Annotated in this window: 22 protein-coding genes; 11 read left to right on the top strand and 11 right to left on the bottom strand. The window is 32.2% G+C overall.

Features of this window, described 5'->3' with window-relative positions:
* Positions 1 to 226: 226 nt before the first annotated feature.
* From ACWI69_RS06120 to ACWI69_RS06110, 3 genes are all read right to left on the bottom strand, one after another.
* Positions 227 to 670 carry a Dps family protein gene (locus ACWI69_RS06120; protein WP_448820964.1) on the bottom strand — a complete coding sequence of 148 codons (444 nt, stop codon included), beginning with the start codon at positions 668 to 670 and terminating at the stop codon, positions 227 to 229.
* Between the two features lie 101 nt (positions 671 to 771).
* Positions 772 to 1524, bottom strand: a complete 753-nt coding sequence (locus ACWI69_RS06115) for an IclR family transcriptional regulator (protein WP_448820963.1) — start codon at positions 1522 to 1524, stop codon at positions 772 to 774.
* A gap of 3 nt (positions 1525 to 1527) precedes the next feature.
* A complete protein-coding gene (locus tag ACWI69_RS06110) occupies positions 1528 to 2037 on the bottom strand; it encodes a hypothetical protein (protein WP_448820962.1) in 510 nt (169 codons plus the stop codon).
* Between the two features lie 164 nt (positions 2038 to 2201).
* Here ACWI69_RS06110 and hcp point away from each other — a divergent pair, with 164 nt between their 5' ends.
* Positions 2202 to 3869, top strand: coding sequence for a hydroxylamine reductase (gene hcp / locus ACWI69_RS06105; RefSeq protein WP_448820961.1), 1668 nt, complete (start codon positions 2202 to 2204; stop codon positions 3867 to 3869).
* A gap of 43 nt (positions 3870 to 3912) precedes the next feature.
* On the opposite strand, the gene ACWI69_RS06100 is transcribed toward hcp, so the two are convergent.
* Entirely contained in the window at positions 3913 to 4902 is a 990-nt protein-coding gene (locus tag ACWI69_RS06100) for a PfkB family carbohydrate kinase (protein ID WP_448820960.1), read from the bottom strand.
* Positions 4903 to 4904: 2 nt separating this feature from the next.
* Positions 4905 to 5543: a bifunctional 2-keto-4-hydroxyglutarate aldolase/2-keto-3-deoxy-6-phosphogluconate aldolase gene (locus ACWI69_RS06095; protein ID WP_448820959.1), complete on the bottom strand. Its 639-nt coding sequence runs from the start codon at positions 5541 to 5543 to the stop codon at positions 4905 to 4907.
* Positions 5544 to 5737: 194 nt separating this feature from the next.
* On the opposite strand from ACWI69_RS06095, the gene ACWI69_RS06090 reads away from it, so the two are divergent.
* Together ACWI69_RS06090 and ACWI69_RS06085 are read left to right on the top strand one after the other, a co-directional pair.
* A complete protein-coding gene (locus ACWI69_RS06090; RefSeq protein WP_448820958.1) occupies positions 5738 to 6376 on the top strand; it encodes a carbonic anhydrase in 639 nt (212 codons plus the stop codon).
* 77 nt (positions 6377 to 6453) lie between these two features.
* Positions 6454 to 7317: a mechanosensitive ion channel family protein gene (locus tag ACWI69_RS06085; RefSeq protein WP_448820957.1), complete on the top strand. Its 864-nt coding sequence runs from the start codon at positions 6454 to 6456 to the stop codon at positions 7315 to 7317.
* Between the two features lie 50 nt (positions 7318 to 7367).
* Here ACWI69_RS06085 and ACWI69_RS06080 read toward each other — a convergent pair whose 3' ends face one another.
* The 6 genes from ACWI69_RS06080 to glgB are packed head-to-tail and all read right to left on the bottom strand — an operon-like array spanning position 7368 to position 17284.
* The gene (locus ACWI69_RS06080; protein ID WP_448820956.1) at positions 7368 to 9305 is read right to left on the bottom strand and encodes a glycoside hydrolase family 13 protein; all 1938 of its coding nucleotides are present in this window, start codon (positions 9303 to 9305) and stop codon (positions 7368 to 7370) included.
* On the bottom strand, positions 9298 to 11730 hold the full coding sequence (locus tag ACWI69_RS06075) for a glycogen/starch/alpha-glucan phosphorylase (RefSeq protein ID WP_448820955.1): 2433 nt from the start codon (positions 11728 to 11730) through the stop codon (positions 9298 to 9300). Before ACWI69_RS06075 ends, ACWI69_RS06080 begins: the two co-directional genes overlap by 8 nt.
* Positions 11727 to 13169: a glycogen synthase GlgA gene (glgA, locus tag ACWI69_RS06070; RefSeq protein ID WP_448820954.1), complete on the bottom strand. Its 1443-nt coding sequence runs from the start codon at positions 13167 to 13169 to the stop codon at positions 11727 to 11729. The genes ACWI69_RS06075 and glgA overlap by 4 nt, the downstream gene beginning before the upstream one ends.
* A 22-nt stretch (positions 13170 to 13191) precedes the next feature.
* On the bottom strand, positions 13192 to 14283 hold the full coding sequence (gene glgD / locus ACWI69_RS06065; protein ID WP_448820953.1) for a glucose-1-phosphate adenylyltransferase subunit GlgD: 1092 nt from the start codon (positions 14281 to 14283) through the stop codon (positions 13192 to 13194).
* Positions 14283 to 15404 (bottom strand): glucose-1-phosphate adenylyltransferase, encoded by a 1122-nt coding sequence (locus ACWI69_RS06060; RefSeq protein ID WP_448820965.1) that lies wholly within the window; start codon positions 15402 to 15404, stop codon positions 14283 to 14285. Before ACWI69_RS06060 ends, glgD begins: the two co-directional genes overlap by 1 nt.
* Positions 15404 to 17284, bottom strand: a complete 1881-nt coding sequence (gene glgB, locus ACWI69_RS06055; RefSeq protein ID WP_448820952.1) for a 1,4-alpha-glucan branching protein GlgB — start codon at positions 17282 to 17284, stop codon at positions 15404 to 15406. Before glgB ends, ACWI69_RS06060 begins: the two co-directional genes overlap by 1 nt.
* A gap of 163 nt (positions 17285 to 17447) precedes the next feature.
* Between glgB and ACWI69_RS06050 the strand changes: the two genes are divergently transcribed.
* The 8 genes from ACWI69_RS06050 (at position 17448) to porA (ending at position 24310) form a co-directional block, all read left to right on the top strand.
* Positions 17448 to 18077 carry a polysaccharide deacetylase family protein gene (locus tag ACWI69_RS06050; RefSeq protein ID WP_448820951.1) on the top strand — a complete coding sequence of 210 codons (630 nt, stop codon included), beginning with the start codon at positions 17448 to 17450 and terminating at the stop codon, positions 18075 to 18077.
* Between the two features lie 166 nt (positions 18078 to 18243).
* Positions 18244 to 18444: a cold-shock protein gene (locus ACWI69_RS06045; RefSeq protein ID WP_023052090.1), complete on the top strand. Its 201-nt coding sequence runs from the start codon at positions 18244 to 18246 to the stop codon at positions 18442 to 18444.
* 242 nt (positions 18445 to 18686) lie between these two features.
* Positions 18687 to 20039 carry a magnesium transporter gene (gene mgtE / locus ACWI69_RS06040; RefSeq protein WP_448820950.1) on the top strand — a complete coding sequence of 451 codons (1353 nt, stop codon included), beginning with the start codon at positions 18687 to 18689 and terminating at the stop codon, positions 20037 to 20039.
* 120 nt (positions 20040 to 20159) lie between these two features.
* Positions 20160 to 21353, top strand: a complete 1194-nt coding sequence (gene megL / locus ACWI69_RS06035) for a methionine gamma-lyase (RefSeq protein ID WP_448820949.1) — start codon at positions 20160 to 20162, stop codon at positions 21351 to 21353.
* A 153-nt stretch (positions 21354 to 21506) separates the two neighbouring features.
* Positions 21507 to 22151: a helix-turn-helix transcriptional regulator gene (locus tag ACWI69_RS06030; protein WP_448820948.1), complete on the top strand. Its 645-nt coding sequence runs from the start codon at positions 21507 to 21509 to the stop codon at positions 22149 to 22151.
* 16 nt (positions 22152 to 22167) lie between these two features.
* The gene (locus ACWI69_RS06025) at positions 22168 to 22743 is read left to right on the top strand and encodes a 2-oxoacid:acceptor oxidoreductase family protein (RefSeq protein ID WP_448820947.1); all 576 of its coding nucleotides are present in this window, start codon (positions 22168 to 22170) and stop codon (positions 22741 to 22743) included.
* A complete protein-coding gene (locus ACWI69_RS06020; protein WP_448820946.1) occupies positions 22743 to 23045 on the top strand; it encodes a 4Fe-4S binding protein in 303 nt (100 codons plus the stop codon). Before ACWI69_RS06025 ends, ACWI69_RS06020 begins: the two co-directional genes overlap by 1 nt.
* 14 nt (positions 23046 to 23059) lie before the next feature.
* The gene (gene porA, locus ACWI69_RS06015; protein ID WP_448820945.1) at positions 23060 to 24310 is read left to right on the top strand and encodes a pyruvate ferredoxin oxidoreductase; all 1251 of its coding nucleotides are present in this window, start codon (positions 23060 to 23062) and stop codon (positions 24308 to 24310) included.
* Positions 24311 to 24313: the final 3 nt, after the last annotated feature.

The raw sequence follows: 24313 nt of genomic DNA, 5'->3' as shown, positions 1-24313 counted from the left end.
CTTGCAATTCTTTAGCAGTTTTAGGTTGATATTCTGCGAGAAAATCTTGAATAACTTTTTTTCTAGATTCAGAAACAATTCTTTTTCTTGCCATAAAAAAACCTCCTAGATTTTAATGATATTACATCATTAATCTAGAAGGTCTGCAATTATTATTTACACAAAATTATTTATACTCCCATAAAATGAAACCCCCTTGAAACTTTCAAGGGGGTTAATTTTATATCTATGCTAACCAAGCACCAAACATCCAGATGTGCTTTTGATATAAAGCAGCTATATCTGTAATTAGTGTAAGAGTTTCTTGATCATTTTCTTTCTCAGCAATTCCCATAACAAGGTTAGCTTCAGCTAATAGAAGTTTAAAATCTTCTAACATTAATTTGACAGCTTCTTTAGCTAAGTATGCTCTAGTTTCAGCTTCAGCTAAAACAGTGTGTTTTAAATAGATTTCTAAAGATCCAAAAGGTCTATGTCCAATCATTAGGATTCTTTCAGCGACAGAGTCAATCTGTGCATCAATTTCACTCATTATTCCATCAAGCATTGGATGTATAACGAAGAAATGTTCCCCAGTTAAATTCCAGTGGAAATTGTGTACTTTAGTTTTAAATACGTGTAAATCTCCTACAAATTTGTTCATTTGAAATACTAGATCTTTATTTTCCATAAAAAATCCTCCTCTTGTTTTAAAAGCCTTTAGTTTTATTTTCTAACTTCACTTTCATTATTCGAGGATTTTTAAATTTTCCTTCAAAGAAAATAAAAAAATTAGTATGACATATTGTTAAGAGTAGTACCTATTTTTTCAGAAATATCTTTCATAGCAATTACGATTTCGCTTATGTGGTGTTCATTTGTATTATTGCTGAAGAAAGGGCAACTTAAAGCAGCTATAATCTTATTATTTTTATCATAGATGGGAATAGCTACGGCACTGATTGTATTTGAGTGTTCCATATTATCAAATGCAATTTTTTTTACATTTACTTTAAAGAGCTCTTTTTTTAGATTTTCTCTACTAGTTATAGTATTTTCAGTGTATTTTGGTAAAATTTCAGGCAATAGAGAGTTGAGCCTTTTTTCTGGTAGTTGGCAGATTAGAATTTTACTTGCTGCGCCAGCGTGTAGAGGAAAAATCGCGTTCTCAGGGACAGTAATTTTATAGTAGTCATTGCTTTCGACAGAGGCGATAACTCTAATTTTATTTTTATCAAAAACACTGACTTTAAAAGTTTCTTTAAATTTTAAAGAAAGTTCTTCTAAATATGGATAAGATATATTTTTAATTAAATTATAATTTTTGTTTTTATTTGAAAAATAGTCAAACTTATTCCCTAAGCTATAATCTTTTCCATTTTGACAGATATATCCCATTGTAACTAAAGTATAAATTAATCTATTTGTAGTAGCTTTGGGTATATTTAGGTCTTTGGATATTTCAGCTTGAGAAGCTTTTTCCTTTAAATAGAGATAGTTGAAAATTTTATCGATTTTTTCCATAGCTGGAACTAATTTTTTCATATTTTAGTTCACCATTGTTGTAGTCTTTTGTATTTTTCCAAATCCTTTTTGATAAGTAGTTCTCTCAGTAGTACCGCTAGGATATTTTTTTTCTACAGTGACTTCCGGTCCAGACTCAGCATCTACAAATTCAACTATTTCATAGGTATTTTCACCAGATTTCCAAGTTTCTCCAACAATTAATGGTGCTTTTAGAATAACTTCTCCCTTATTTATGTCAAGATTTTCTATATTGATATGAGTATTTTCACCGACATAGATTAAGGAGATAGAATTTTTATTGATCAGATATACCCGTTCAACTCTTGTGGCGGTATCAATAGTTTCTTCAACAATAAAATTTAGACCATTTTTTTTGACTGCTTTACTAGTAGTTTTCGAACCAGCATTTTCAAATCCACCTTTATAAGTAAAATCTCCTGCCACAATAAAATCAGAAACAAGATATTCATTTGCATTACTACATCCCATCAAGAAAAGTAAAAAACTAAAAATAAGTAGATATTTTTTCATAAAATTTCCTCCTATAAAAAGAATATTTTTATTAGTCTAACTGATTATACCTCAAATATAAAAAATCTACTAGAAAAAAAGTTATATTTGTAACATATGTTACAGATAAAAAATAACTATACTGATATAATCCAGTTATAAAATTTAGAAATGAGGAGAGAGAAATGGAAAAAATACCAATGTTTTGTTTTCAATGTCAAGAAACAGCTGGAAATAAGGGCTGCTCAGTGGTAGGAGTTTGTGGAAAGAAACCAACAACATCAAATCTTCAGGATTTACTTGTTTATACAACAAAGGGGATATCTATTTTTAGAGAGAATCTATCTTTGGAAAATAGATTAGAAAATAAAGAGTTAAACTCAGAGATCGATTACTATATCACCAACTCTTTATTTATAACAATAACAAATGCCAATTTTGATGATGAAATGATTGCAAAAGAAATTCTAAAAGGATTAAAAATCAGAGATAAAGTAAAGGCTCAATTAGAAAATTTAGGACTTGATATAAAAAGATTAAAAAATCATGACGCAACAAAGTTTACAGTAAAAACAGTAGAAGATATGAATAAAAAAGCTTTAAGCATTGGAGTTCTTTCAACAGAGAATGAGGATATAAGATCTTTGAGAGAGGTTATAACTTATGGATTAAAAGGGATGGCAGCATATTATGAACATTCTGTGAATCTAGGATATGAAAAATCAGAAATTGTTATGTTTATAGAGAAAGCTTTAGTTTCAACTTTGGATGACTCAATAGAGTTAGAAGATTTAGTAGGATTGACTTTAGAAACAGGAAAATTTGGAGTAGATGTAATGGCACTATTGGATTTTGCTAACACAGAAAAATTTGGAAATCCAGAGATAACAGAAGTAAATATTGGTGTTAGAAGTAATCCTGGTATTTTAATATCTGGGCACGATTTAAATGATATAGTTCAACTTTTAGAGCAAACAGAGGGAACAGGAGTGGATATATATACTCACTCGGAGATGTTACCAGCTCACTATTATCCAGAGTTAAAAAAATATAAACACTTAGTTGGAAATTATGGAAATGCGTGGTGGAAACAAAATGAGGAGTTTGAAACATTTAATGGTCCTATTATATTTACAACAAATTGTATAGTGCCACCAAAATCTGGGGCTTCATATGAAGGAAAAGTTTTTACAACGAATGCAACTGGTTTCCCTGGGTGGAAGCGAGTTGAAGAAAGGGACGGAAAAAAGGATTTCTCGGAAGTCATAACATTGGCTAAAACGTGTAAAGCACCAAAAGAGATTGAAACGGGAAAAATTATAGGTGGATTTGCTCATAATCAGGTATTTGCGTTAGCTGATAAAGTTGTAGATGCCGTAAAATCTGGAGCTATTAGAAGATTTTACGTAATGGCAGGTTGTGATGGAAGAATGAAATCTAGAGACTATTATACAGAGTTTGCAGCTAATTTACCAAAAGATACAGTTATTTTAACGGCAGGTTGTGCAAAGTATAAATATAATAAATTGAATTTAGGGGATATTGGTGGAATTCCAAGAGTTTTAGATGCAGGGCAATGTAATGATTCATATTCTTTAGCATTGATAGCTTTAAAATTAAAAGAGATATTCCAATTAAATGATATAAATGAGTTACCAATTGTTTATAATATAGCGTGGTATGAACAAAAAGCCGTAATAGTTTTATTGGCATTATTACATTTAGGAGTTAAAAATATCCATTTAGGACCAACAATTCCAGCATTTTTATCAGAAAATGTTTTAAAAGTTTTGATAGATAGCTTTAATATTGGGACTATTTCAACGGTAGAAGAGGATTTAAAAAATTTTTAAAAAATGAAAAAATGGTAAGGGGTGAGTTCCTTACCATTTTTTACTATCTTGAAACAGTTGAAATACCATTATTGATGATATTATAAATTTCATCTTTTGAAACTAAGTTTGCGTCTCCCCTTACAGTGTGCTTATAAACAGAAGCTGCAGTTGCAAAATCTACAATATCTTCAGGTGAGTGATTGTTATAGATTCCAAAAAGAGCTCCAGCGGCAAAAGCATCTCCTCCACCGACTCTATCAACAATTTGGAAAGTGTATCTAGGTGAAGCTATAAGTTCTCCATCTTTAAAGATGAAGCCAGTTAAAGAGTTTTCATTAACTGAGTGAGTTTCACGTTTTGTAGAAAGTAGATATTTTATATTTGGATATTTTTTTGTAATCTCCTTGTAATACTCATCTAAATTGGAGTGTTCTCCCAATCTCATAATATTTTTAGCATCTAAAATACCAGCAAAACAGATATCTATATATGGAAGATAACTTGTTAAAACAGGAGATGCTTCATCTAAAGTCCAAAGTTTTCCTCTGTAATTAAAATCAAAACTGATTAAAACATTCATCTCTTTAGCTTTTTTCATAATTTTAATAGTAAGCTCTCTACAATTTTCAGAAAGAGCGGGTGTAATTCCGGAAAGATGTAGTATTTTGCAATCTTTTAGAATTTTTTCTATCTCTAGTTCATTGTAATCTAGTGTAGAGAATGATGAGTATTTCCTGTCATAAATAACTGATGATGCTCTAACGCTTGTTCCAACTTCTAGATAGTAAGTTCCAAGTCTTTCACCACCAAGAACTATATTTTTAGTTTCAACTCCATTAGCTTTTAAATATCTAAAAATAGAATCAGAAAGCGGGTTGTTTGGAAGTTTAGTGACATACTCAGACTCAATTCCAAAGTTGGCAAGAGAAACAGCTACGTTGGCTTCTCCGCCACCATAGTCGGCTCTAAAGGTATTACTTTGAATAAATCTATTGTTATTTTCAGTGGAAAGACGTAACATAATCTCTCCAAGAGTTACGATTTTACTCATAATTAAATCTCCTCTCTAACCTTTTTAACTTTAGCTATGAAAGCTTTTGCAGTAGTAGTAATCTCTTCACTAGGTCCAGTAGCTAACTTTCCACCAACACCAACAGCAACAACACCGTTTTTAATCCATTGATCAACATTTTCTAAAGAAACCCCACCTGTTGGCATAATGTTAGCTTGAGGTAAAGGTGCTTTAACAGCTTTAACAAAATCAGGTCCAAAAGCACTTCCAGGGAAAAGTTTAATAATATCACAACCTAATTCCATAGCCTTAATCATCTCAGTTATAGTCATACATCCAGGCATATATGGAATAGCGTATCTATTACAAAGTTTTGCAGTCTCTACATCAAATCCGGGAGAAACAATATATTTTGCTCCAGCTAAAATAGCAAGTCTAGCAGTTTCAGTGTCCAAAACAGTTCCAGCACCGATTATGAAGTCATCTCCAGGAAACTCTTTAGAGAGTTCCTTAATAACCTCGGTAGCACCAGGTACAGTATAAGTAACCTCGATTGCATTAACTCCACCAGCGATACAAGCATTAGAAACACGCTTGGCTTCTTCTAAATTTTCAGCTCTAACAACAGCTACTACCCCAGTATTAATGATTCTATCTATAATTTCATGTTTTTTTAACATTTTGTAAACCCCCTTACAATTCATTTTATTTAGTTATATTAATTCTATAAAAAAAATGAGATATAAACAATATTAATTTTATAAAAAAATTTCATAGATGAAACTGAAGGAAGTGGAATCCTAAAAAAGTAGAAATATATTGTAAAATATTGTAGAATATAAGTAATACTCTATGTAGATCTTAAGGAGGAAAAATGCAAAATTATAATGAATTATTAGAAGCAAATTTAGAATGGATAGAAAAAAAGTTAGAGTTAAATAAAGACTATTTTAAAAATCTTTCTAAAGGACAAAATCCCCCGTTTTTATATATAGGGTGCTCAGATAGCAGAATGCCGATAGATACATTTACACAAAGTGAGCCAGGAAGTTTTTTTATTCATAGAAATATAGCTAATCAGGTATTTCCTAACGATATGAATTTTTTAGCGACATTGGAGTATGCAGTGGAGCAGCTTGAAGTAGAGCACATAATACTTTCAGGTCACTATGAGTGCGGAGGAATAAAAACAGCTCATGATAAATGTAGACACTCTTCAATAATATCGAGTTGGTTAATGCCAATAAAAAAGATAGAGGTGGAGCATAGAGAAGAGCTAGAAAAATTAGCTACAGAACAGGAAAGACTTGATAGGTTGACAGAATTAAACGTATTAGAACAATTGAAACATCTATTTGAATTATCAATTATAAAAAATAGAATTGAAAATGGAAAATATCCAAAAATTCATGGCTGGGTTTTAGACATTAGAAGTGGAAAGATAGTTGAGATAGAGATTCCAGTAGAGGATTGGAAATCAAAGGGGATAATACCTAAAGAGTATCAAGTTTAATAAAGAGGAAATGATAATTTGTTTCATCTGTAGAATTTATTTTAAAAGTTTATCAAGCGTAATGTAGGGAGAAGCGAATGGAAGAAAAATCACAAGGTTTTATAAAGGAAGTTTTAAACCATTTAATGGATAAAAATATTTTTGTGAATTTCACAGTGGAGTTCTTATTTTTTATAATAAAATTGTTTATTTGTATAGGAATATACTATTTTGCTTTGAAAATAATAAAAAAAATAGCTCCAATTTATAATAAAGCTAGGGAAGAGAGTGTAATAGATCCATCTCTTAGAAGTTTTATCAGATCAATTTTATATGTGGGTTTACACGCAACTTTGATAACCATTTGTCTTTTGGTTATGGGGGTAAAGGAGAGCAGTCTACTTGCATTTTTTGGAACTCTTGGAATAGGTGTTGGTTTAGCACTAAAAGATAATCTGTCAAATTTTGCAGGTGGGATAATTGTTCTTATTTTTAAAACTTATAAAGTTGGAGATGAAGTGAATATATCGGGTGAGGTAGGATATGTTCATGATATTGATATTTTTTCCACCACAGTAAGGACTCATAACAATGATTTAGTGATAGTACCAAATGGGTCTATTGTTTCAAATAAAGTAATCAATTATACTAAAACTCCAATAAGGAGATTAAAATTTGTAATAGGAGTATCTTATGATGCAGATTTAGATGTGGCTAGAGAAGCATTAGAAAAACTTTTAAGAGATAATTCTCTAGTTTTAGCCGATCCGCCTGTATATAGTCATGTGGATGCGTATGCGGATAGTTCTATAAATATAGCATTAAAAGGTTGGACAACCAACGAACACTACTGGACAGTTTATAAGGAGACATTAAATGGAATTAAAGGTGCTTTAGATAGAGAAAATATAAGCATACCATTCCCACAGATGGATGTTCACTTAAATAATGTAGATAAGTAAAATAGTGGGAAAGGAAAAAAGCTGAGCAGGGGGGAGTGCTCAGCTTTTTTTTAGACACTTTTACTACTAAATAGAAGTGTCTTTAGTGGGGGGATTTTTATTGGGAAATTAGTAGATGAATCTATTGGAATGATTAGGGGGTCATTCCAACGATATATGTCAGTCGCTATATTATTACTAAATTGCCCAAGGAATTCCTTCAAATTAATTTTAAAAATTTTTGATTTGTTTGGATTTCTATTTGTAAGAACTCCTATAAAGTCTTTTTCATTGGGAAAGAATCTGATATAGGCAAAGATATCAGGGTGTGGTGAAAAAAATTTAATATCTCCTTTTTTTAATACTTCAGAACTAGATCTCAAAAAAGAGATTTTTTTGTACCAATTTAAAAGATCATGATTTTCTTTTCCCCAAGGATATGTTCTTCTATTATCAGGGTCTTTGCCACCTTCTACTCCAACTTCATCCCCATAGTATATGACAGGAACTCCTGGAAGAGTAAATTGAATTAAACTTAGGGATTTCAAAACTCTAATTGTAGCAGGCTCTAAGTACTGAGAATCAAGATTATAATCTTTTACTATCTCTTTAACTGAAGTTTTTATTCTCTTTACATCATGACTACTTAAAAGATTAAAACACGCAAAATAGTTTTCTTTAGGATAATTTTCCTTTAATGAATTCATATACTTACAAAGAGTTTCACTGTCAATAGATCCATTGTAGAAGTTTAAAAGGTATGTTCTGAGAGGATAGTTCATAGCCGAATCGAGCTGCTTACCATTAAAATATTCTCTTCTTTGTCCATAACTTATTTTATTGCTGGCATCTTCCCAAACTTCACCAATAATTATTGATTCGGAATCGATACTTTTACACCGATATTTTAAACTTTCTATAAAAAAGCTAGGAAGTTCATCAGCTACATCAAGTCTCCACCCTTTAATTCCAGTTTTCATCCAATGGTTAATGACACTATTCTCATCCTCTATAATATATTTAAAAAAGCTAGGTTCCAATTCATTTACACAAGGAAGGTCTTTTATTCCCCACCAACAATCATAATCATACGGATAATTTTGAAATCTGTACCATGGATAAAAAGGCGAGGATTTGGATATTGATGCATCTCTAAAATAAATACTATCTTTACCAGTATGATTAAAAACACCATCTAGGATTGTGTATATACCTCTTTTTTTACACTCTTTGACCATCTCTTTAAAATCTTTATGAGAGCCTAGAACGGGATCAATATCGTGGTAGTTGTTGGTATCATATCTATGATTACTAGTAGCTTCAAAAATTGGAGTGAGATATAAAGTTCCAACATTCAATCCCTTTAAATAGTTTATTTTTTCAGTGATTCCTTTTAGGTTGCCTCCAAAAAAATCCCAACGAACTATTTCATTTTTATTATTCTTTATGTACATAGGTGTATCGGACCATTGTCCATATAAAAAACTATTGGTTTTAGGATTATTTATTTTTCCGTCCTTATTTCCATTTCTAAACCTATCTGGAAAAATTTGATAGGCAATACTCTCTTTAAACCAGTTCGGAGTAGGATTATCTTTGTAGTAAAGAGTGATTTGATAGTCAATCGGATAGTCTTCGTAGATTTCACCAATGCCACCAAGAGCTAAAGAGTTATTACCATAATAGAAAATAGTATTTTCATTTCCAATGGATATTTTAAAATGATAGAAAATCGTTCTAGCTAGAGCAGGAACTATAAAAGTGAGAGACCAGACAATATAGTCATAGTCTCCTATTTTTTTTTCTATTCCAGGAAGCATTTTAAATTCCGATTCTCTGCCATTTTTTACAATTAAGCTGACATTCAAACAGTCGATATTTTTTTGAACAAATATATTGAATGTGATATTTTCTCCACAAGGAGTAGCTCCAAAAGGTGTCTTAAATCTTTCATCTTGAGAGTCAAATAAAATTGAATCTTTTGATAATGAATAAGAAAGACTATTCACACCTTTTCACCTCCTTAATATGCCAAATATCTTCAGCATATTTTTTAATACTGTTATCAGAGGAAAATTTTCCAGAGTGTGCAATATTGACCAAACACATCTGTAGCCATCCTCTTCTATTTTCATAAAGAGTGTTAATTTTATTTTGAGCCTCAACATATGCTGAGAAATCCTTCAAAACAAAGTAAGGGTCTCCTTCTCCGTAGATATGATTTAAAATATCTTTAAACTCCTCTTTATTTTCAGAAAAAGTTCCGTCACTGAGTTGTCTAATAACTCTTTGTAAATCAGGATTGGAATTCAAGATATCTCTAAAGTTATAGGTTCTATTTTTTTCTAAGCTCATAACTTCCTGTGAAGTGAGACCGAAAATGACAATATTATTGTCTCCAACTTCATCATAGATCTCTACATTTGCTCCGTCCAGAGTAGCAAGAGTAACGGCTCCATTCATCATAAATTTCATATTTCCAGTTCCAGAAGCCTCCTTGGAAGCTGTCGAAATTTGTTCACTCACATCTCCAGCAGGAATTATAAGTTCAGCTATAGAAACACCATAGTTTTCAAGAAAGATGACTTTTATTTTATTTCTAATATCTGGATCGTTATTTACAACATTGGCTACGGAGTTGATAAGTTTTATGATATTTTTTGCTAAATAATAGGATGGTGCTGCTTTAGCTCCAAAGAAAAATGTACGAGGGACAATATCTAGTTCAGGATTTTCTTTCAATTGATTATATAGATAAATTATATTGAAAACATTAAGTAGCTGTCTTTTATATCCGTGAAGTCTTTTAATTTGAACATCAAAGATAGAAAAGGGATTTATATTGAGGTCATATTTATTTTTGACAAAAGTTACTACTTTTTCCTTATTTTTAAATTTAATTTTATCGAGTGCTTGTAATACAGAATCATCATTTACATATTTTAAGAAGTTAATAAATTTATGTGTATCACTTAGACATTCGGGACCACTCTTTTCTATGACTAATTTATATAGTTCCGGATTTGCATTTTTTAGCCACCTTCTGTGAGTGATTCCATTGGTTTTATTATTAAATCTTTCTGGATAAAGAAGATAAAAATCATGAAGTTCTCGACTTTTTAGAATTTCAGTGTGAATTTTAGCAACTCCATTAATTGAGTGGGAACCTATTATAGCTAGATTTGCCATTCTAACTTCGCCATTATAAATTATTCTCATAGAATCGATTTTATTATAATCTTCTTCATATTTTTTACTCACTTCTTCACAGAATCTTCTGTCAATCTCTTCGATTATCATAAGAACTCTAGGTACAGTTTTTTTAAACATATCGTAGGGCCACTTTTCCATAGCTTCAGCTAAAATAGTGTGATTAGTGTAAGCCAGTGTTTTAACTGTTATATCCCAAGCACTATCCCAATCGAGTTTTTCTTCATCTAAAAGAAGTCTCATAAGTTCACCAACAGCTATGGCAGGGTGAGTATCATTGATATGAACTCCCACAAAATCAGAGAATTTATGGATAGATTCCTTAAGTTTTTTATACCTTTTTAAAATGGTTTGAAGACCGGCACTGACAAAAAAATATTCCTGTTTTAAACGTAGAAGTTTTCCACGCATACTGGAATCATCTGGATATAAAATTTGTGAAATAGCTTCAACGGCGAATTTTTTATCGATAAATTTTTGATATTCTCCTCTTTGAAGACTATTCAAATCGATATCTTCCTCAGGAAGCTCAGCACTGAATAATCTAAGTGTATTAACAGTCTCCATGTTGGACCCTAAAATAGGGATGTCGTAAGGAACCGCGTCAATCTCTTCACAGCCAGAGTATATAGGTTCGATATTATCAGGAGTATTTATCAAAGTGACAATTCCACCAAATCTCACAGTTACAGTTTTTTCAGGCTTTTTAATTTCCCATAAAAAATCCTCTTTTAGCCAATTATTTAAAAGCTCTTTTTGATATCCATTTACAATTTTTTGATTAAAAAGTCCATGTTTAAATCTAATTCCACATCCATGACCGGGGAATCCAAGTGATGCAAGAGAGTCCATAAAGCATGCAGCAAGTCTACCTAATCCACCATTTCCAAGAGCAGGATCAGGTTCTAACTCCAAAAGAGTATCTAAATCTATTCCCAAATCTTTAAGACCATCTTTAACAACATCTCTAATATTCAAATTTAAAAGATATGAGTTTAAGAGTTTTCCAAGTAAAAATTCCATGGAAAAATAGTATACTTGCTTACATTTTTTCTTAGTATAATAGTTATTTGTTTCTGCCCAAGACTCAGATATATAATCTCTTATAAGTTTTCCAAGAGCTAAATATTTGTGCTCTAGAGAAGCTTCGCCAGTAGTCTGAGCAAAAGTTAGCGTAAGTCTTTTTATATAATCATCTTTAAATTGATTTTTAGTTAAATTCATAAAAGACCTCCGTATAAGGATTTATATTTTTTAGCCGATTCTTTCCAATCAGAATTATATTTCATACAAGATTTCATAAGAGCAGTCCAGGCTTTTTTGTTTTCATAAAAAATTTTAGCAGCATATTCAAGTTTGAAAAGCATATCGTGAGCATTGTAGTTTTGAAAAACAAATCCAGTTCCAGTAAGAGTGTCTGGATTGAAGTTGGAAACAGTATCTTTTAAGCCACCAGTTTCTCTGACTAGAGGAACGCTACCGTATCTCATAGCGATAAGCTGTCCGATACCACATGGTTCAAATAATGATGGCATAAGGAATATATCACAGGCAGCATAAATTTTTCTAGCTAATTCATCACTAAATGTTATATTAGCTGAAAGTTTTTTAGGATTGATATATGAGTAGTAGTTGAATAAATCTTGATATTGTAGTTCGCCAGTCCCAAGAACTACGAATTGCAGGTTGATATTTAAAATTTCATCCATAACCCATTTTATGAGATCAAGACCTTTTTGATTAACTAGGCGAGAAACTAATCCGACCATTAAGATATTTTCATCAACAGGTAATCCCAATCTTTTTTGTAGTTCAGTCTTATTTATAGATTTTTTCTTTAGGTTGGTTAAGCCAAAATTAGCATATAACTTATCATCTTTTCTGGGATCGTACAAGGTGTAGTCAATACCGTTAACGATTCCATGAACTTTATCACCAAGTGCGATAATTAATCCATTTAGTTTTTCACCATAAAAGGGATAGGTAATCTCTTTGGCATAAGTTTCACTGACGGTTGTAACTAAATCGGAGTATATAAGTCCACCTTTCATAAAGGATACACCATCATAAAATTTTAGTTTATCCTCTGAATAGTATGAAGAGTCGAGACATAAAAGTTCACCTAAAATATCTTTCGAGAATACGCCTTGGTATTTCAAATTATGTATAGTAAAAACTGTTTTTGTGTTTTTTAAAAGAGGGTCTTCTCTATAAAAAGCCTTTAAAAGTACAGGCACCATTCCGGTGTGCCAGTCATTACAGTGAATAATATCAGGAGTAAAATTTGGTATATGTTTAACAGCTTCTAAAATTCCTCTGCAAAAGAAGGAGAAAATCTCACCATCATCATAGTGACCGTAAGGAATATGTCTTTTAAAATAATATTCATTATCTAAAAAATAGAAATCTATGCCATCATATTCTAAATGAAAAAGACCAGCATATTGATTTCTCCAACCAACAGGAACTGAAAAAGCTCCTAGAAAATCCATTTGTTCAACAAATTCTTTAGGAATATTTCCATTTTTAGGAAGTATAACTTTAACATTAACTCCAACTTTTTTTAATGCTTTTGGCAGAGCGTGAGATATGTCTCCAAGTCCCCCAACTTTCAAAAATGGATCAGCTTCTGAAGTGGCAAAAAGCAGATTGATATTTTTCATTCTTTCGTCCTCCTTGGTAAAGTTAAAATTTATATTTTCTTTGAATAACAAGAGGATACGAAGGATTTCCTTCCAACTCTGTTTCTTCTAAAACTACATTCTTATCGACAATAATATTTTTTAAATGTGTACCAGCTTTTATAGTACAATTTTGGAGAATGATACAGTTTTCTATTTGAGCACCTTTTTCTACGTTCACATATCTTGAAAGTATACTATTAATGACAGTTCCTTCGATAAAACATTCATTGGAAACAATAGAATTTTTTACAATCGCGTCACTTAAATAGTGAGTAGGAATTGAGTCTTTAACCTTACTAAAAATAGGTCTATTTTCATTGAAGAAAATCTCTTTTAAAGTTTTAGAGTTCAGTAAATCCATGTTAGTTCTGAAATAGTTTGCCAATGAATTTAAACAAGAAAGATATTCTTTGTGTTCAAATCCCATTATTTTTAAATTGTTTTTACTTCTGTAAATAATATCTTTTAGAGATAGTTCCTTATTTGGTCTAGACATAATTAAAGCCATTAAAAGAGACCTCTTTATTAAAAAAATCTCTAAGGATATATTTTGATTTTTCTTTGGTAAAAAGTTAGCGTAGGCTCTTGTAAGATAGTTTTTTTCATTAAATTCTAAAACATCACAACCAAGAAAATTTTCTGATGGGTTTGGAATATTTTTGTATATAACAGTGATATCAGCTTCTGATAACTCATGAAATTCAATAGCTTTATCTAAATCTATATTAGCAATCATATAGGTAGGAGCAATGACAATCATCTCATCTTTTGCATCTAAGAGATCATCAAAGTTTTTAATTAAAAGTTCAGTGTCAGTTTCAGCATTTCCACTATGTATTGTAAGACCACCATTTTTTCTATTCAATCCCCAAGATTTAGCAACATCTAAATGTGTTCTAAGAGAATAGCAGTTTTTACTAGCAAGAACATGTATATTTCTAATTCCAGCATTTTTCATATATGATAGTGGAAAATCAATAGCTCGATACTTTCCCGCAATGGGAACAGTAGCAATTCCTCTATGTGCTGTTAAAGTTTTTAAAAGTTCCTTACTCTCAAATGATGTTATAACTCCTGTGTATTTCGCTAACATTATTCATCTCCCCCACTAATAAATAAAATTTCATCTTTTCTACCAAAATGTTCATTTTTTTCAACGACAACATCTTCACCTAAAATTATTCTGTTAACAAAACTTCCTTCTTTTAAAACTGCTCCGGCTAAGATAACACTATTATGTACTTTGGCTCCTTCACCCACATAGACTTCGGCTGATATGACAGAGTTAATAACTTCACCTTTGATGATACACCCTTCTGAAATAATAGAATTTTTAACAACTGCACTCTCTTCAAGGAGATGACCGGGCTTATTTGTAGCTTGAGAATAGATTCTCCAATTTTTATCAAATAAATCAATAGAATTTGAGCTATCCAATAGATCCATATTTGCAGCCCAAAGACTTTCAATAGTTCCAACATCTTTCCAATATCCAGAGAAAGGATAGGCCATTAGCTTTTTTCCCTCTCTTAAAAATTTAGGAATAATATTCTTTCCAAAATCTTTGTCAGAATATTTATCTTGTTGATCCTCTTTTAATGCTTTTTTAAGAGTAGCCCAATCGAATATATATATCCCCATACTTGCTAAAGTACTTTTAGGTTCTTTGGGTTTCTCTTCAAACTCATAGATTTCTCCATTCTCAGTTGTATTCATAATTCCAAAACGAGAAGCCTCTTCAATGGGAACATCAATAACAGCAACAGTAGCTTGGGCACCAGTTTCAATGTGAAAATCTAGCATTTTATCGTAGTCCATTTTATATATATGGTCTCCAGATAAAATAAGGACGTATTCAGGATTATACATATTGATATAGTTTTCATTTTGAAATATAGCATCAGCAGTTCCTTTATACCAACGATTTTCACTCTCCGTAGAGTAAGGAGGTAGAATACTAACTCCAGCACCTTCAATATCCAAATCCCATGAACTTCCAACTCCAATGTGTCTATTTAACAAAAATGGTTTATATTGAACTAAAACACCGACGATATCAATTCCAGAATTGACACAGTTGCTCAGTGGAAAATCAATAATTCTATATTTACCTCCAAAAGGAACAGCAGGTTTTGCAACATCCCTTGTGAGTCTTTTAAGCCTACTTCCTTGCCCCCCTGCTAAAATCATAGCAATCATTTTCTTTTTCATAATTAAATCCCCCCTTTTTTTGATATAGGTTTTAAAAATAGTGTGCAAAGTGGAGCTATATTTATAGAGATAGAGAACGGTTGATCATCTAACTCTTTATTTATTGGCTTGATAACTCCATTATTTACTTGGTTACTGCCTCCAAATATGTCTTTATCACTATTGAAAACCTCTATATATTCAAACATTCTTGGAACACCGATAGAATGATTTATATATTCATTTTTAGTAAAATTACAAACAACTAAAATAAAATCTTCCAGATTATCACTTTTTCTAATAAAAGTTATAAGTTTTTGGGTGTAATTTTTATGGTTAATCCACTCAAACCCATCAAAACTTGAATCTTTACCCCAAAGAGCAGGTTCTGATTTATAAAACTCATTAAGTTTGCTTACATAAGTTTTTAAAGAATCGTGTTGTGGATACTTTAAAAGTTTCCATTCGAGTTCCTCATAGTATCTCCATTCAATAAATTGTCCGAATTCTCCTCCCATAAAAAGAAGTTTTTTTCCGGGATGACCAAACATAAATCCATAAAACATTCTAAGCGAGTCGAATTTTTGAATATAGTCTCCGCTCATTTTATCGAGAAGAGATTTTTTTCCATGTACAACTTCGTCATGTGAAAGAGCTAATATAAAGTTTTCACTAAAAGCATACATAATAGAAAATGTTAAAAGATTGTGGTTTTTATCTCGTTCACAGGGAGTATAGGACATATATTTCAACATATCATTCATCCATCCCATATTCCATTTGTAGTTGAATCCAAGACCGCCTTTATACGTAGGAGCGGTAACCAAAGGCCAAGATGTAGCCTCTTCGGCAATCATAAGTGGATTTTTGTAAAGTTTAAAAATTGTTTCGTTGAGTGTTCTAAGAAAATCGATAGCTTCTAGCTTAGCATCCCCACCGAGAGTATTTTTAAGACCTGTTTTTTCACGTCCATACTCAAGGTATAAAAGATTTGAAACTGCATCAGCACGAATTCCATCAATATGAAAATGTTCAAATAAAAATGTTGCACTAGATAATAAAAAGTTTCTAACAAAGGGTTTAGTAAAATCGAAGTTAGCAGTTCCCCAAATTGGGTTCTCCCCCAAAATTTCGTTTTCGTATTCAAAAAGAGGTGTTCCATCAAATCTATATAAACCGTGGGCATCTTTACAGAAATGTCCGGGAACCCAGTCTAGAATGACACCGATACCGGCTTTATGGCACTCATTGACTAAGTATTTAAAGTCCTCAGGTGTTCCATATCGGCTTGTGATAGAGAAGTATCCAACGCTCTGGTATCCCCATGATGTATCTAGAGGATGTTCAGTAAGAGGGAGTATCTCAATATGAGTAAAACCAGTTTCTAAGATGTATGGGACAAGTTTTTTAGCGATTTCTCTGTAATTTAGAAATTCACTTCCATCTTCAGGACCCTCTCCACGATTGTAATTTCTTTTCCAAGAACCTAAGTGGAGTTCATAGATGCTGATAGGTTTCTTATAGAGATTATCTTTCTCTCTTTTTTTTAACCAGTCTTTATCCTCCCAGTGAAAAGGTGTAAAAGGATTGTAAACTATGGAGGCTGTATTGGGACGGACTTCGGAGTAAAAAGCAAAAGGATCACTTTTCATAAATATTTTTTGATTTTTATCAGCAATCATGTATTTATAGAGGGTTCCCTCTTTTAAATTGGGTATAAAAAGAGACCAAACACCAGTTTTAATATCTTTATTCATATAGTTTCTTTTTCCATCCCAGTTATTAAAATCTCCAACAACTGAGACTTTTATAGCATTAGGTGCCCAGAGAGTAAACATAACTCCGGTGGTACCATCAATTTTTTTTATATGGGAACCAAAAGTTTTATAAAGAGTATAATTCATAGAAATCCCCCCTTTCTTCTAAAATTTCACTTATTATAATATATTATTCTGAAAAAAGATATATTTTTCCTTCTGAAAAAATAAAAAAAGAAAAGAAAATATCTATACCAAAAGCGGTATATTATGTTATATTTTAATGGAAAAAATTGTAAAGAGGTGAAAAATGAAAATATTAAAGTATTTATTGGCAATATGTATAACAGCTATGTCACTGTTTGCTCAGCCAACTAAAAAAATAGCTTTTACTTTTGATGATGGTCCAAAGTCTAAGATAACAGAGGAGATATTGGAGGTATTACGTGAAAATGATGCAAAAGCAACATTTTTTATTTTGGGAGTAAATGGAAAGAGACATCCTAAAATTTTAGAAAAAATACATGAAGAGGGGCACCAGATTGCGAATCATTCGTATAATCATCCAAATTTAAAAAAATTACCAATGAGCGACGTGAAAAAAGAGTTAGAAAGTACAAATAAGATTATAACAGGAGTAACCAATAAAAAGGTTGTATACTTTAGACCTCCGTATGGTGCGTTGGGAAAAGCTCAAAAAGAGGAGTTAAAAAAGAATTTAGGTATGGAATCAGTTATGTGGAATATCAGTCCAAAAGATTGGGAAAAACCATCTGATAAAGATTATATAGCTAAATTTTTAGTAGAAAATGCTAAGGATAAAGGAATTGTATTATTACATGACTACGGAAAAACTGCCCAAGCTTTGAAGGTAGTTCTTCCTCAATTAAAGGCTAGAGGGTTTGAGTTTGTGACAATTGAAGAGTTAAATAAAAAATAAAAAAGATTTACTTTTTGAAAAAAAAGGTGTATAATACAAAAAGAGTAATAATATGAGTTTTAAAATTTTTAGAAGAGAAACCGATAGGTAACTTGAGTTTGTTTAACCTCTGATTAAAAGATTAAGATTTGTAGAGTTATAAAAAATAATTTTATGGAGGTATCAAATGAAAGGTACAGTTAAATGGTTTAACGAAGAAAAAGGATTTGGATTTATTACTGGTGAGGACGGGAAAGATGTATTCGCACACTTTTCTCAAATCAAAAAAGATGGATTCAAAAAGTTAGTAGAAGGGGAAGAAGTAACTTTTGATGTAGTTCAAGGTGAAAGAGGACCTCAAGCATCTAACATCGTAACTGTAAAGTAATGATACTTAAAGTCTTAGAAATTTTTCTAAGACTTTTTTTTATGCTTAAATATAAATGATTTACTTTCTTTCATAAAAAAGGTATAATCTAAAGGTTAGAAAACAAATAAATTGTAAGGAGAAGAAATGGAGAGTTATCCCAAACGAATTAAAAATAAAAACAATTTAATATGTATAGTTTGTAGGGGAGAGATCTAGAAAATTTTTCTTCAATTTTCCTCTGCAAAACTCAAGGAGGAAAAATGTTTGAAACAAAAGTAAAAGAGCTTCTATTAAAAAAAGATTTAAAAGGTTTAAAAGAGGTTCTAAATTTAGAAACTCCTGTGAATATAGCTGAATTTATTGAGGCAAATAGTGAAAATGAGAAAGATATAATCATTCTTTTTAGACTTTTACATAAAGAGTTAGCAGCGGAAGTATTTGCAAATTTGGATACCGATGAGCAGATAAAAATTGTAACATCAATAAATGATGACAAGTTACAGTCCTTATTGGAGGAGCTATATTTTGATGATATGATTGATTTTTTAGAAGAGATGCCCTCAAATGTTGTAAAAAGAGTGCTTGAAAATTATAAACATGAAAATAGATTTTTAATAAATCAGTTTTTATCATATGAAGAGGATTCAGCAGGAAGTTTAATGACAATAGAGTACCTTTCTCTAAGAAGTAATCAGACCGTAAAAGAGAGCCTTGAGCATATAAGAAAATACGCGGAGGAACTTGAAACTATAGATGTTGCTTATGTTATAGATAAAGATAAGAAACTTGAGGGAGAGATAACTTTAAAAAAGCTTTTAGCCTCCTCTGATGATGAAGTTATAGAAAATATTATGGATAAGAATATACTTTCTGTGAAAACGTCGACAAATCAGGAAAAAGCTGTAAAGTTATTTAAAAAATATGATCTAACAGTTTTACCAGTGATTGACAAGGAGAATATTTTAGTAGGAATTATTACTATAGATGATATGGTAGATGTCATTGAAGAGGAGAATACAGAGGATTTCCAAAAAATGGCAGCTATGGCTCCGAGTAAGGAGGAGTATTTAGAAACTTCGGTAGTACATTTGGCTAAAAATCGTTTAGCATGGCTTTTAATTTTGATGGTTTCAGCCACATTTACAGGATCAATTATCAGCAAATATGAAGAGATAATAGAGCAGATGGTTGTTTTAGCTACGGCAATTCCAATGCTTATGGATACGGGAGGGAATGCCGGTTCTCAATCGTCAACCCTTATAATAAGAGGAATGGCTTTGGGAGAGATCAAAATAAATGATTATTTAAAAGTTGTGTGGAAAGAGTTAAGAGTAAGTCTGATTGTTGGATTAGGATTAGGGGTTGTGAACTTTTTGCGTATGAACTACATATTGAAACAAGATTTCAAGATGTCAATGTTAGTTTCAGTCACTTTGGGAGTAACGGTGGTAATTGCAAAATTGGTTGGAGGATTGCTTCCAATCGGAGCTAAAAAATTGAAATTAGACCCAGCGATAATGGCGGGACCACTTGTGACAACTATTGTGGATGCTTTAGCTTTAGTCATATACTTTTATTTAGCAATGTTTTTATACAGTGATATATTAAAATAGTATTAAAATAGAAAAATCAGGTCTTATGATCTGATTTTTATTTTTTTCTTTGAAACCTTGCTTTAAGAAATAAAAGAGGTATAATTGGATTAGAAATAGGTTTCAGAGGGAGGAGTTATTATGGAAAAAAATATGAAAAAGGGGTTTGGTACAGTAGCAATTCATGGGGGAAGTGAAAAAAATGTCTTTGGAACATTGGCTACACCAATCTATCAAACATCAACATTTATATTTGATTCAGCAGAACAGGGAGGAAAAAGGTTTGCCTTGGAGGAAGAGGGATATATCTATTCAAGATTAGGAAATCCTACGGTGACGGTTGTAGAGAAAAAGTTAGCTCTTTTGGAAGAGGGAGAAGCGGCACTGGCTACAGCTTCTGGAATGGGTGCGATAGCTTCGGTTATGTGGACAGTTTTAAAAGCAGGAGACCACGTTTTAGCAGATAAGACACTCTATGGATGTACATTTGCACTACTTAGTCATGGATTGACAAAGTTTGGAATAGACGTAGAGTTCATAGATACATCAGATTTAGAAGCTGTAAAGAGTTCTTTAAAGTCAAATACAAAAGTTGTTTATTTAGAAACACCAGCAAATCCAAACTTAAAAATTGTTGATATAGAAGCGGTTTCAAAGCTAGCTCATGCATACAATGACAAACTATTAGTTGTAGTGGATAATACATTTGCAACACCGTACTGTCAAAAGCCTCTAACATTGGGCGCAGATATTGTTGTTCATTCAGCTACAAAATACTTGAATGGACATGGAGATGTAATAGCAGGTTTTGTTGTAGGTAAGATGGATTTAGTAACTCAAGTTAGGCTTGTTGGAGTAAAAGATATGACTGGAGCAGTTTTAAGTCCAATGGACGCTTATTATATAATTAGAGGAATGAAAACCTTAGAAATTAGAATGGAAAGACACTGTTCTAACGCTAGGAAAGTGGCGGAGTTCTTAAATGTTCATCCAAAAGTTGAAACAGTGTTTTATCCGGGATTGACAACACATCCAGGACATGGGATAGCATGTAAACAGATGAAAGATTTTGGAGGAATTTTTGCCTTTGAATTAAAAGGTGGAATGGATGCTGGAAAAACATTATTAAATAATCTGGAGCTTTGTTCATTGGCAGTATCACTTGGAGATACAGAGACGCTTATTCAGCATCCGGCTTCAATGACTCATTCACCATATACAAGAGAGGAGAGATTAACTGCTGGAATAACAGATGGATTAGTTAGAATATCTGTGGGACTTGAGGATGTAGAGGATATAATTACGGATTTAAAAAATGGATTAGAGACGGTTTAAATATTGATTAGAGTAAAAAAAGCGTGAATTTCACGCTTTTTTTATTTTGTAGATAAAGAAAAAATAAGAAAAAAATTCTTATTGCGAGAATATTTTTTTGACTTTTTGAAAGGCGTAAGGTATATACCTATATTGGAAAAGGAGGGGATATACTTGAAAGGGGACTTAGAAATCTTAGAAGAGTATAGAAAAATAGCCAGATTTATGTCAAAGTGTTATGGTGAAAATGTGGAAGTGGTTCTCCATGACCTAAGGGATATAAGTAGTTCTAGTATAGAGATATTTAACAATCACGTGAGTGGAAGAGAGATAGGCTCTCCTATGAGTGAATTTGGATTAAAAATTTTGAAAGAGAAACTCTATAATGATAGGGAGTTTATAACAAACTCAAAGGGTGTTGTAGGAGGAAAAATTCTTAGATCTTCAACATTTTTTATAAAGAATGTGGAAGAGAATATTATTGGAATGATATGTGTAAATGTGGATGTAAGTAGCTATTTTAATATAGCTTATCAAATGGAAAGTATGGCAAATTTTGGTTTGAACTTAAAAAGTGAAAAAGAGTTGGTAACAGAAGTGGATTTTCCAAATTCTATAAAAGAGATGATAAGTAAAGCTTTACTTGAAATTTTGAAGGGTAGAGTATCTTGGAAAGAGATAGAGGGGGAGGAGAAACTCAGTGTCATAAAAAAACTTCAGCAAAAGGGAATATTTGATTTGAGAGGTGGAGTTTTAGAGGTTTCAGAAGCTTTAAACGTTTCTGAATCAACAATATATCGTTATTTAAGTAAAATTTAAAAAAGGATGGTAAATCATGGGTAAAATGGTAGAAATCAGATGGCATGGTAGAGGTGGACAAGGTGCAAAGACAGCTTCACTTCTATTGGCAGATGTAGCGTTTAGTAGTGGGATGTATGTTCAGGGATTCCCTGAGTATGGACCGGAGAGAATGGGAGCACCAATAACAGCTTATAATCGTATTGGAGATGAACCTATTAGAGTTCACTCAAATATTTATGAACCAAACTTTGTAGTTGTAGTGGATGAAACTTTAATAGAAGCGATTGAGGTAGAAAAAGGTCTTAAGGAAGGAGGAGCTATAATCGTAAATAGTGAGAGAACTCCAGAGGAATTAAGAGCTGAATTGAGGGGATATACAGGTAGACTTTATACGTGCAATGCTAAAAAAATATCGGAGGAATGCTTAGGAAAGTATTTTCCCAATACTCCAATGTTAGGAGCAGTTGTAAAAGTTAGTAAACTTGTACCAGAGGATGAGTTTATAAAAAATATGGAGGAATCATTTAAGCATAAATTTAGTACTAAACCTCAAGTTTTAGAGGGAAATATGTGTGCATTAAAGCGTTCAATGGATGAGGTGGAAGAATAATGAAAAATAAAAATGGTAGAATAATAGATGAAACTATAACTTGGCAGGAGATAACACCTGGTGGCGTAGTGTATGAGGCTGGAAGTGCTGAAAACTTTAAAACTGGTGACTGGAGAGTAATGAAAGTTGACTTTGTTGAGGAGAATTGCAAACAATGTTTACTTTGCATTCCAGTTTGCCCAGATTCGGCTATTCCAGTTAAGGATGGAAAGAGATTAGATTTTGATCAGGATCACTGCAAAGGATGTGGAGTTTGTTTTGTGGTATGTCCATTTAAAGCCATAGAGTTTACAAAGGTTTAGGAGGAGAGGGAAAAATGAGTATAAGAGAGAGAATGTCAGGAAACGAAGCCGTAGCTACAGCAATGAGACAGATAGATCCAGATGTAATGCCAGCATTTCCAATTACCCCATCAACTGAGATACCACAATATTTTTCTAAATATGTGGCAGATGGAGATGTGAATACAGAGTTTATTCCAGTGGAGTCAGAGCATAGTGCTATGTCTGCAGCTATTGGTGCTGAAGCAGCAGGAGCTAGAACTATGACAGCCACTTCATCTTGCGGACTTGCTTTAATGTGGGAAATGCTGTATGTGGCAGCTTCAATGAGGTTACCTATAACTATGGCAGTAATAAACAGGGCTTTAACGGGTCCAATCAATATAAATGCGGATCACAGCGATTCAATGGGAGCTAGAGACACTGGATGGATTCAAATATATAGCGAAACCAATCAAGAGGCGTATGATAACTATATTCAAGCTGTAAAGATAGCTGAAGACCCAAGAGTTATGCTTCCTACTATGGTTTGTCAAGATGGATTTATAACATCTCATGCTGTTGAAAATATAGAACTGATAGAGGATGAAAAAGTGAAGGCTTTTGTAGGGGCATATAATCCGGAGGACTATCTACTAAACTCTGCTAGACAAATAGCTCATGGACCATATGATACAGCAAATTTTTATATGGAGCATAAAGTTCAGCAAGCCAAAGCTATGGTGAATGCAAGAGTAGTAATAAAAGAGGTCGCAAAGAAATTTGAAGATTTGACAGGAAGAAAATATTCATTCTTTGAAGAATACAAAACTCAAGATGCACTTGCAGTAATAGTTGTCATAAATTCAACTGCCGGAACAGCAAAAGTAGCTGTTGATGAACTTAGAGCACAGGGGAAAAGAGTTGGACTTATTAAAATTAGAGTCTTTAGACCATTTCCATTTGATGAGTTAAAGTATACCTTGACAGGTTTGAAGGTTGTGGGAGTACTAGATAAATGTGAGGGATTCTCTGGAGCTGGAGGACCACTTTTTGCTGAGGTTAGATCGGCACTTTACGATTCACATGACAGACCAAAGATGTTTAACTATGTATACGGATTGGGTGGAAGAGATGTGACAGTAGGGGATATAAAAAAGGTATTTAGTGATCTGTTGTATGAAGCGGACGCAAAGCAACGTATGGAAGATGATTTTGAAGTAGCTTACAACCCAGAACAACTTTTAGCTCATACAGACGATTTTGAAGTAAATAGGGTTTACAGACACTTAGGAGTGAGGGGGTAGTAA

It is taken from the genome of Cetobacterium sp. (assembly GCF_977044495.1).
This window is presented reverse-complemented; position numbering and strand designations above follow the sequence as displayed.

Excerpts from the sequence above, each read along its gene's own strand:
- ACWI69_RS06120 (WP_448820964.1), bottom strand. The coding sequence starts at position 670 with ATGGAAAATAAAGATCTAGTATTTCAAATGAACAAATTTGTAGGAGAT.
- ACWI69_RS06115 (WP_448820963.1), bottom strand. The coding sequence starts at position 1,524 with ATGAAAAAATTAGTTCCAGCTATGGAAAAAATCGATAAAATTTTCAAC.
- ACWI69_RS06110 (WP_448820962.1), bottom strand. The coding sequence starts at position 2,037 with ATGAAAAAATATCTACTTATTTTTAGTTTTTTACTTTTCTTGATGGGA.
- hcp (WP_448820961.1), top strand. The coding sequence starts at position 2,202 with ATGGAAAAAATACCAATGTTTTGTTTTCAATGTCAAGAAACAGCTGGA.
- ACWI69_RS06100 (WP_448820960.1), bottom strand. The coding sequence starts at position 4,902 with ATGAGTAAAATCGTAACTCTTGGAGAGATTATGTTACGTCTTTCCACT.
- ACWI69_RS06095 (WP_448820959.1), bottom strand. The coding sequence starts at position 5,543 with ATGTTAAAAAAACATGAAATTATAGATAGAATCATTAATACTGGGGTA.
- ACWI69_RS06090 (WP_448820958.1), top strand. The coding sequence starts at position 5,738 with ATGCAAAATTATAATGAATTATTAGAAGCAAATTTAGAATGGATAGAA.
- ACWI69_RS06085 (WP_448820957.1), top strand. The coding sequence starts at position 6,454 with ATGGAAGAAAAATCACAAGGTTTTATAAAGGAAGTTTTAAACCATTTA.
- ACWI69_RS06075 (WP_448820955.1), bottom strand. The coding sequence starts at position 11,730 with ATGAATTTAACTAAAAATCAATTTAAAGATGATTATATAAAAAGACTT.
- glgA (WP_448820954.1), bottom strand. The coding sequence starts at position 13,169 with ATGAAAAATATCAATCTGCTTTTTGCCACTTCAGAAGCTGATCCATTT.
- glgD (WP_448820953.1), bottom strand. The coding sequence starts at position 14,283 with ATGTTAGCGAAATACACAGGAGTTATAACATCATTTGAGAGTAAGGAA.
- glgB (WP_448820952.1), bottom strand. The coding sequence starts at position 17,284 with ATGAATTATACTCTTTATAAAACTTTTGGTTCCCATATAAAAAAAATT.
- ACWI69_RS06050 (WP_448820951.1), top strand. The coding sequence starts at position 17,448 with ATGAAAATATTAAAGTATTTATTGGCAATATGTATAACAGCTATGTCA.
- ACWI69_RS06045 (WP_023052090.1), top strand. The coding sequence starts at position 18,244 with ATGAAAGGTACAGTTAAATGGTTTAACGAAGAAAAAGGATTTGGATTT.
- mgtE (WP_448820950.1), top strand. The coding sequence starts at position 18,687 with ATGTTTGAAACAAAAGTAAAAGAGCTTCTATTAAAAAAAGATTTAAAA.
- megL (WP_448820949.1), top strand. The coding sequence starts at position 20,160 with ATGGAAAAAAATATGAAAAAGGGGTTTGGTACAGTAGCAATTCATGGG.
- ACWI69_RS06025 (WP_448820947.1), top strand. The coding sequence starts at position 22,168 with ATGGGTAAAATGGTAGAAATCAGATGGCATGGTAGAGGTGGACAAGGT.
- ACWI69_RS06020 (WP_448820946.1), top strand. The coding sequence starts at position 22,743 with ATGAAAAATAAAAATGGTAGAATAATAGATGAAACTATAACTTGGCAG.
- porA (WP_448820945.1), top strand. The coding sequence starts at position 23,060 with ATGAGTATAAGAGAGAGAATGTCAGGAAACGAAGCCGTAGCTACAGCA.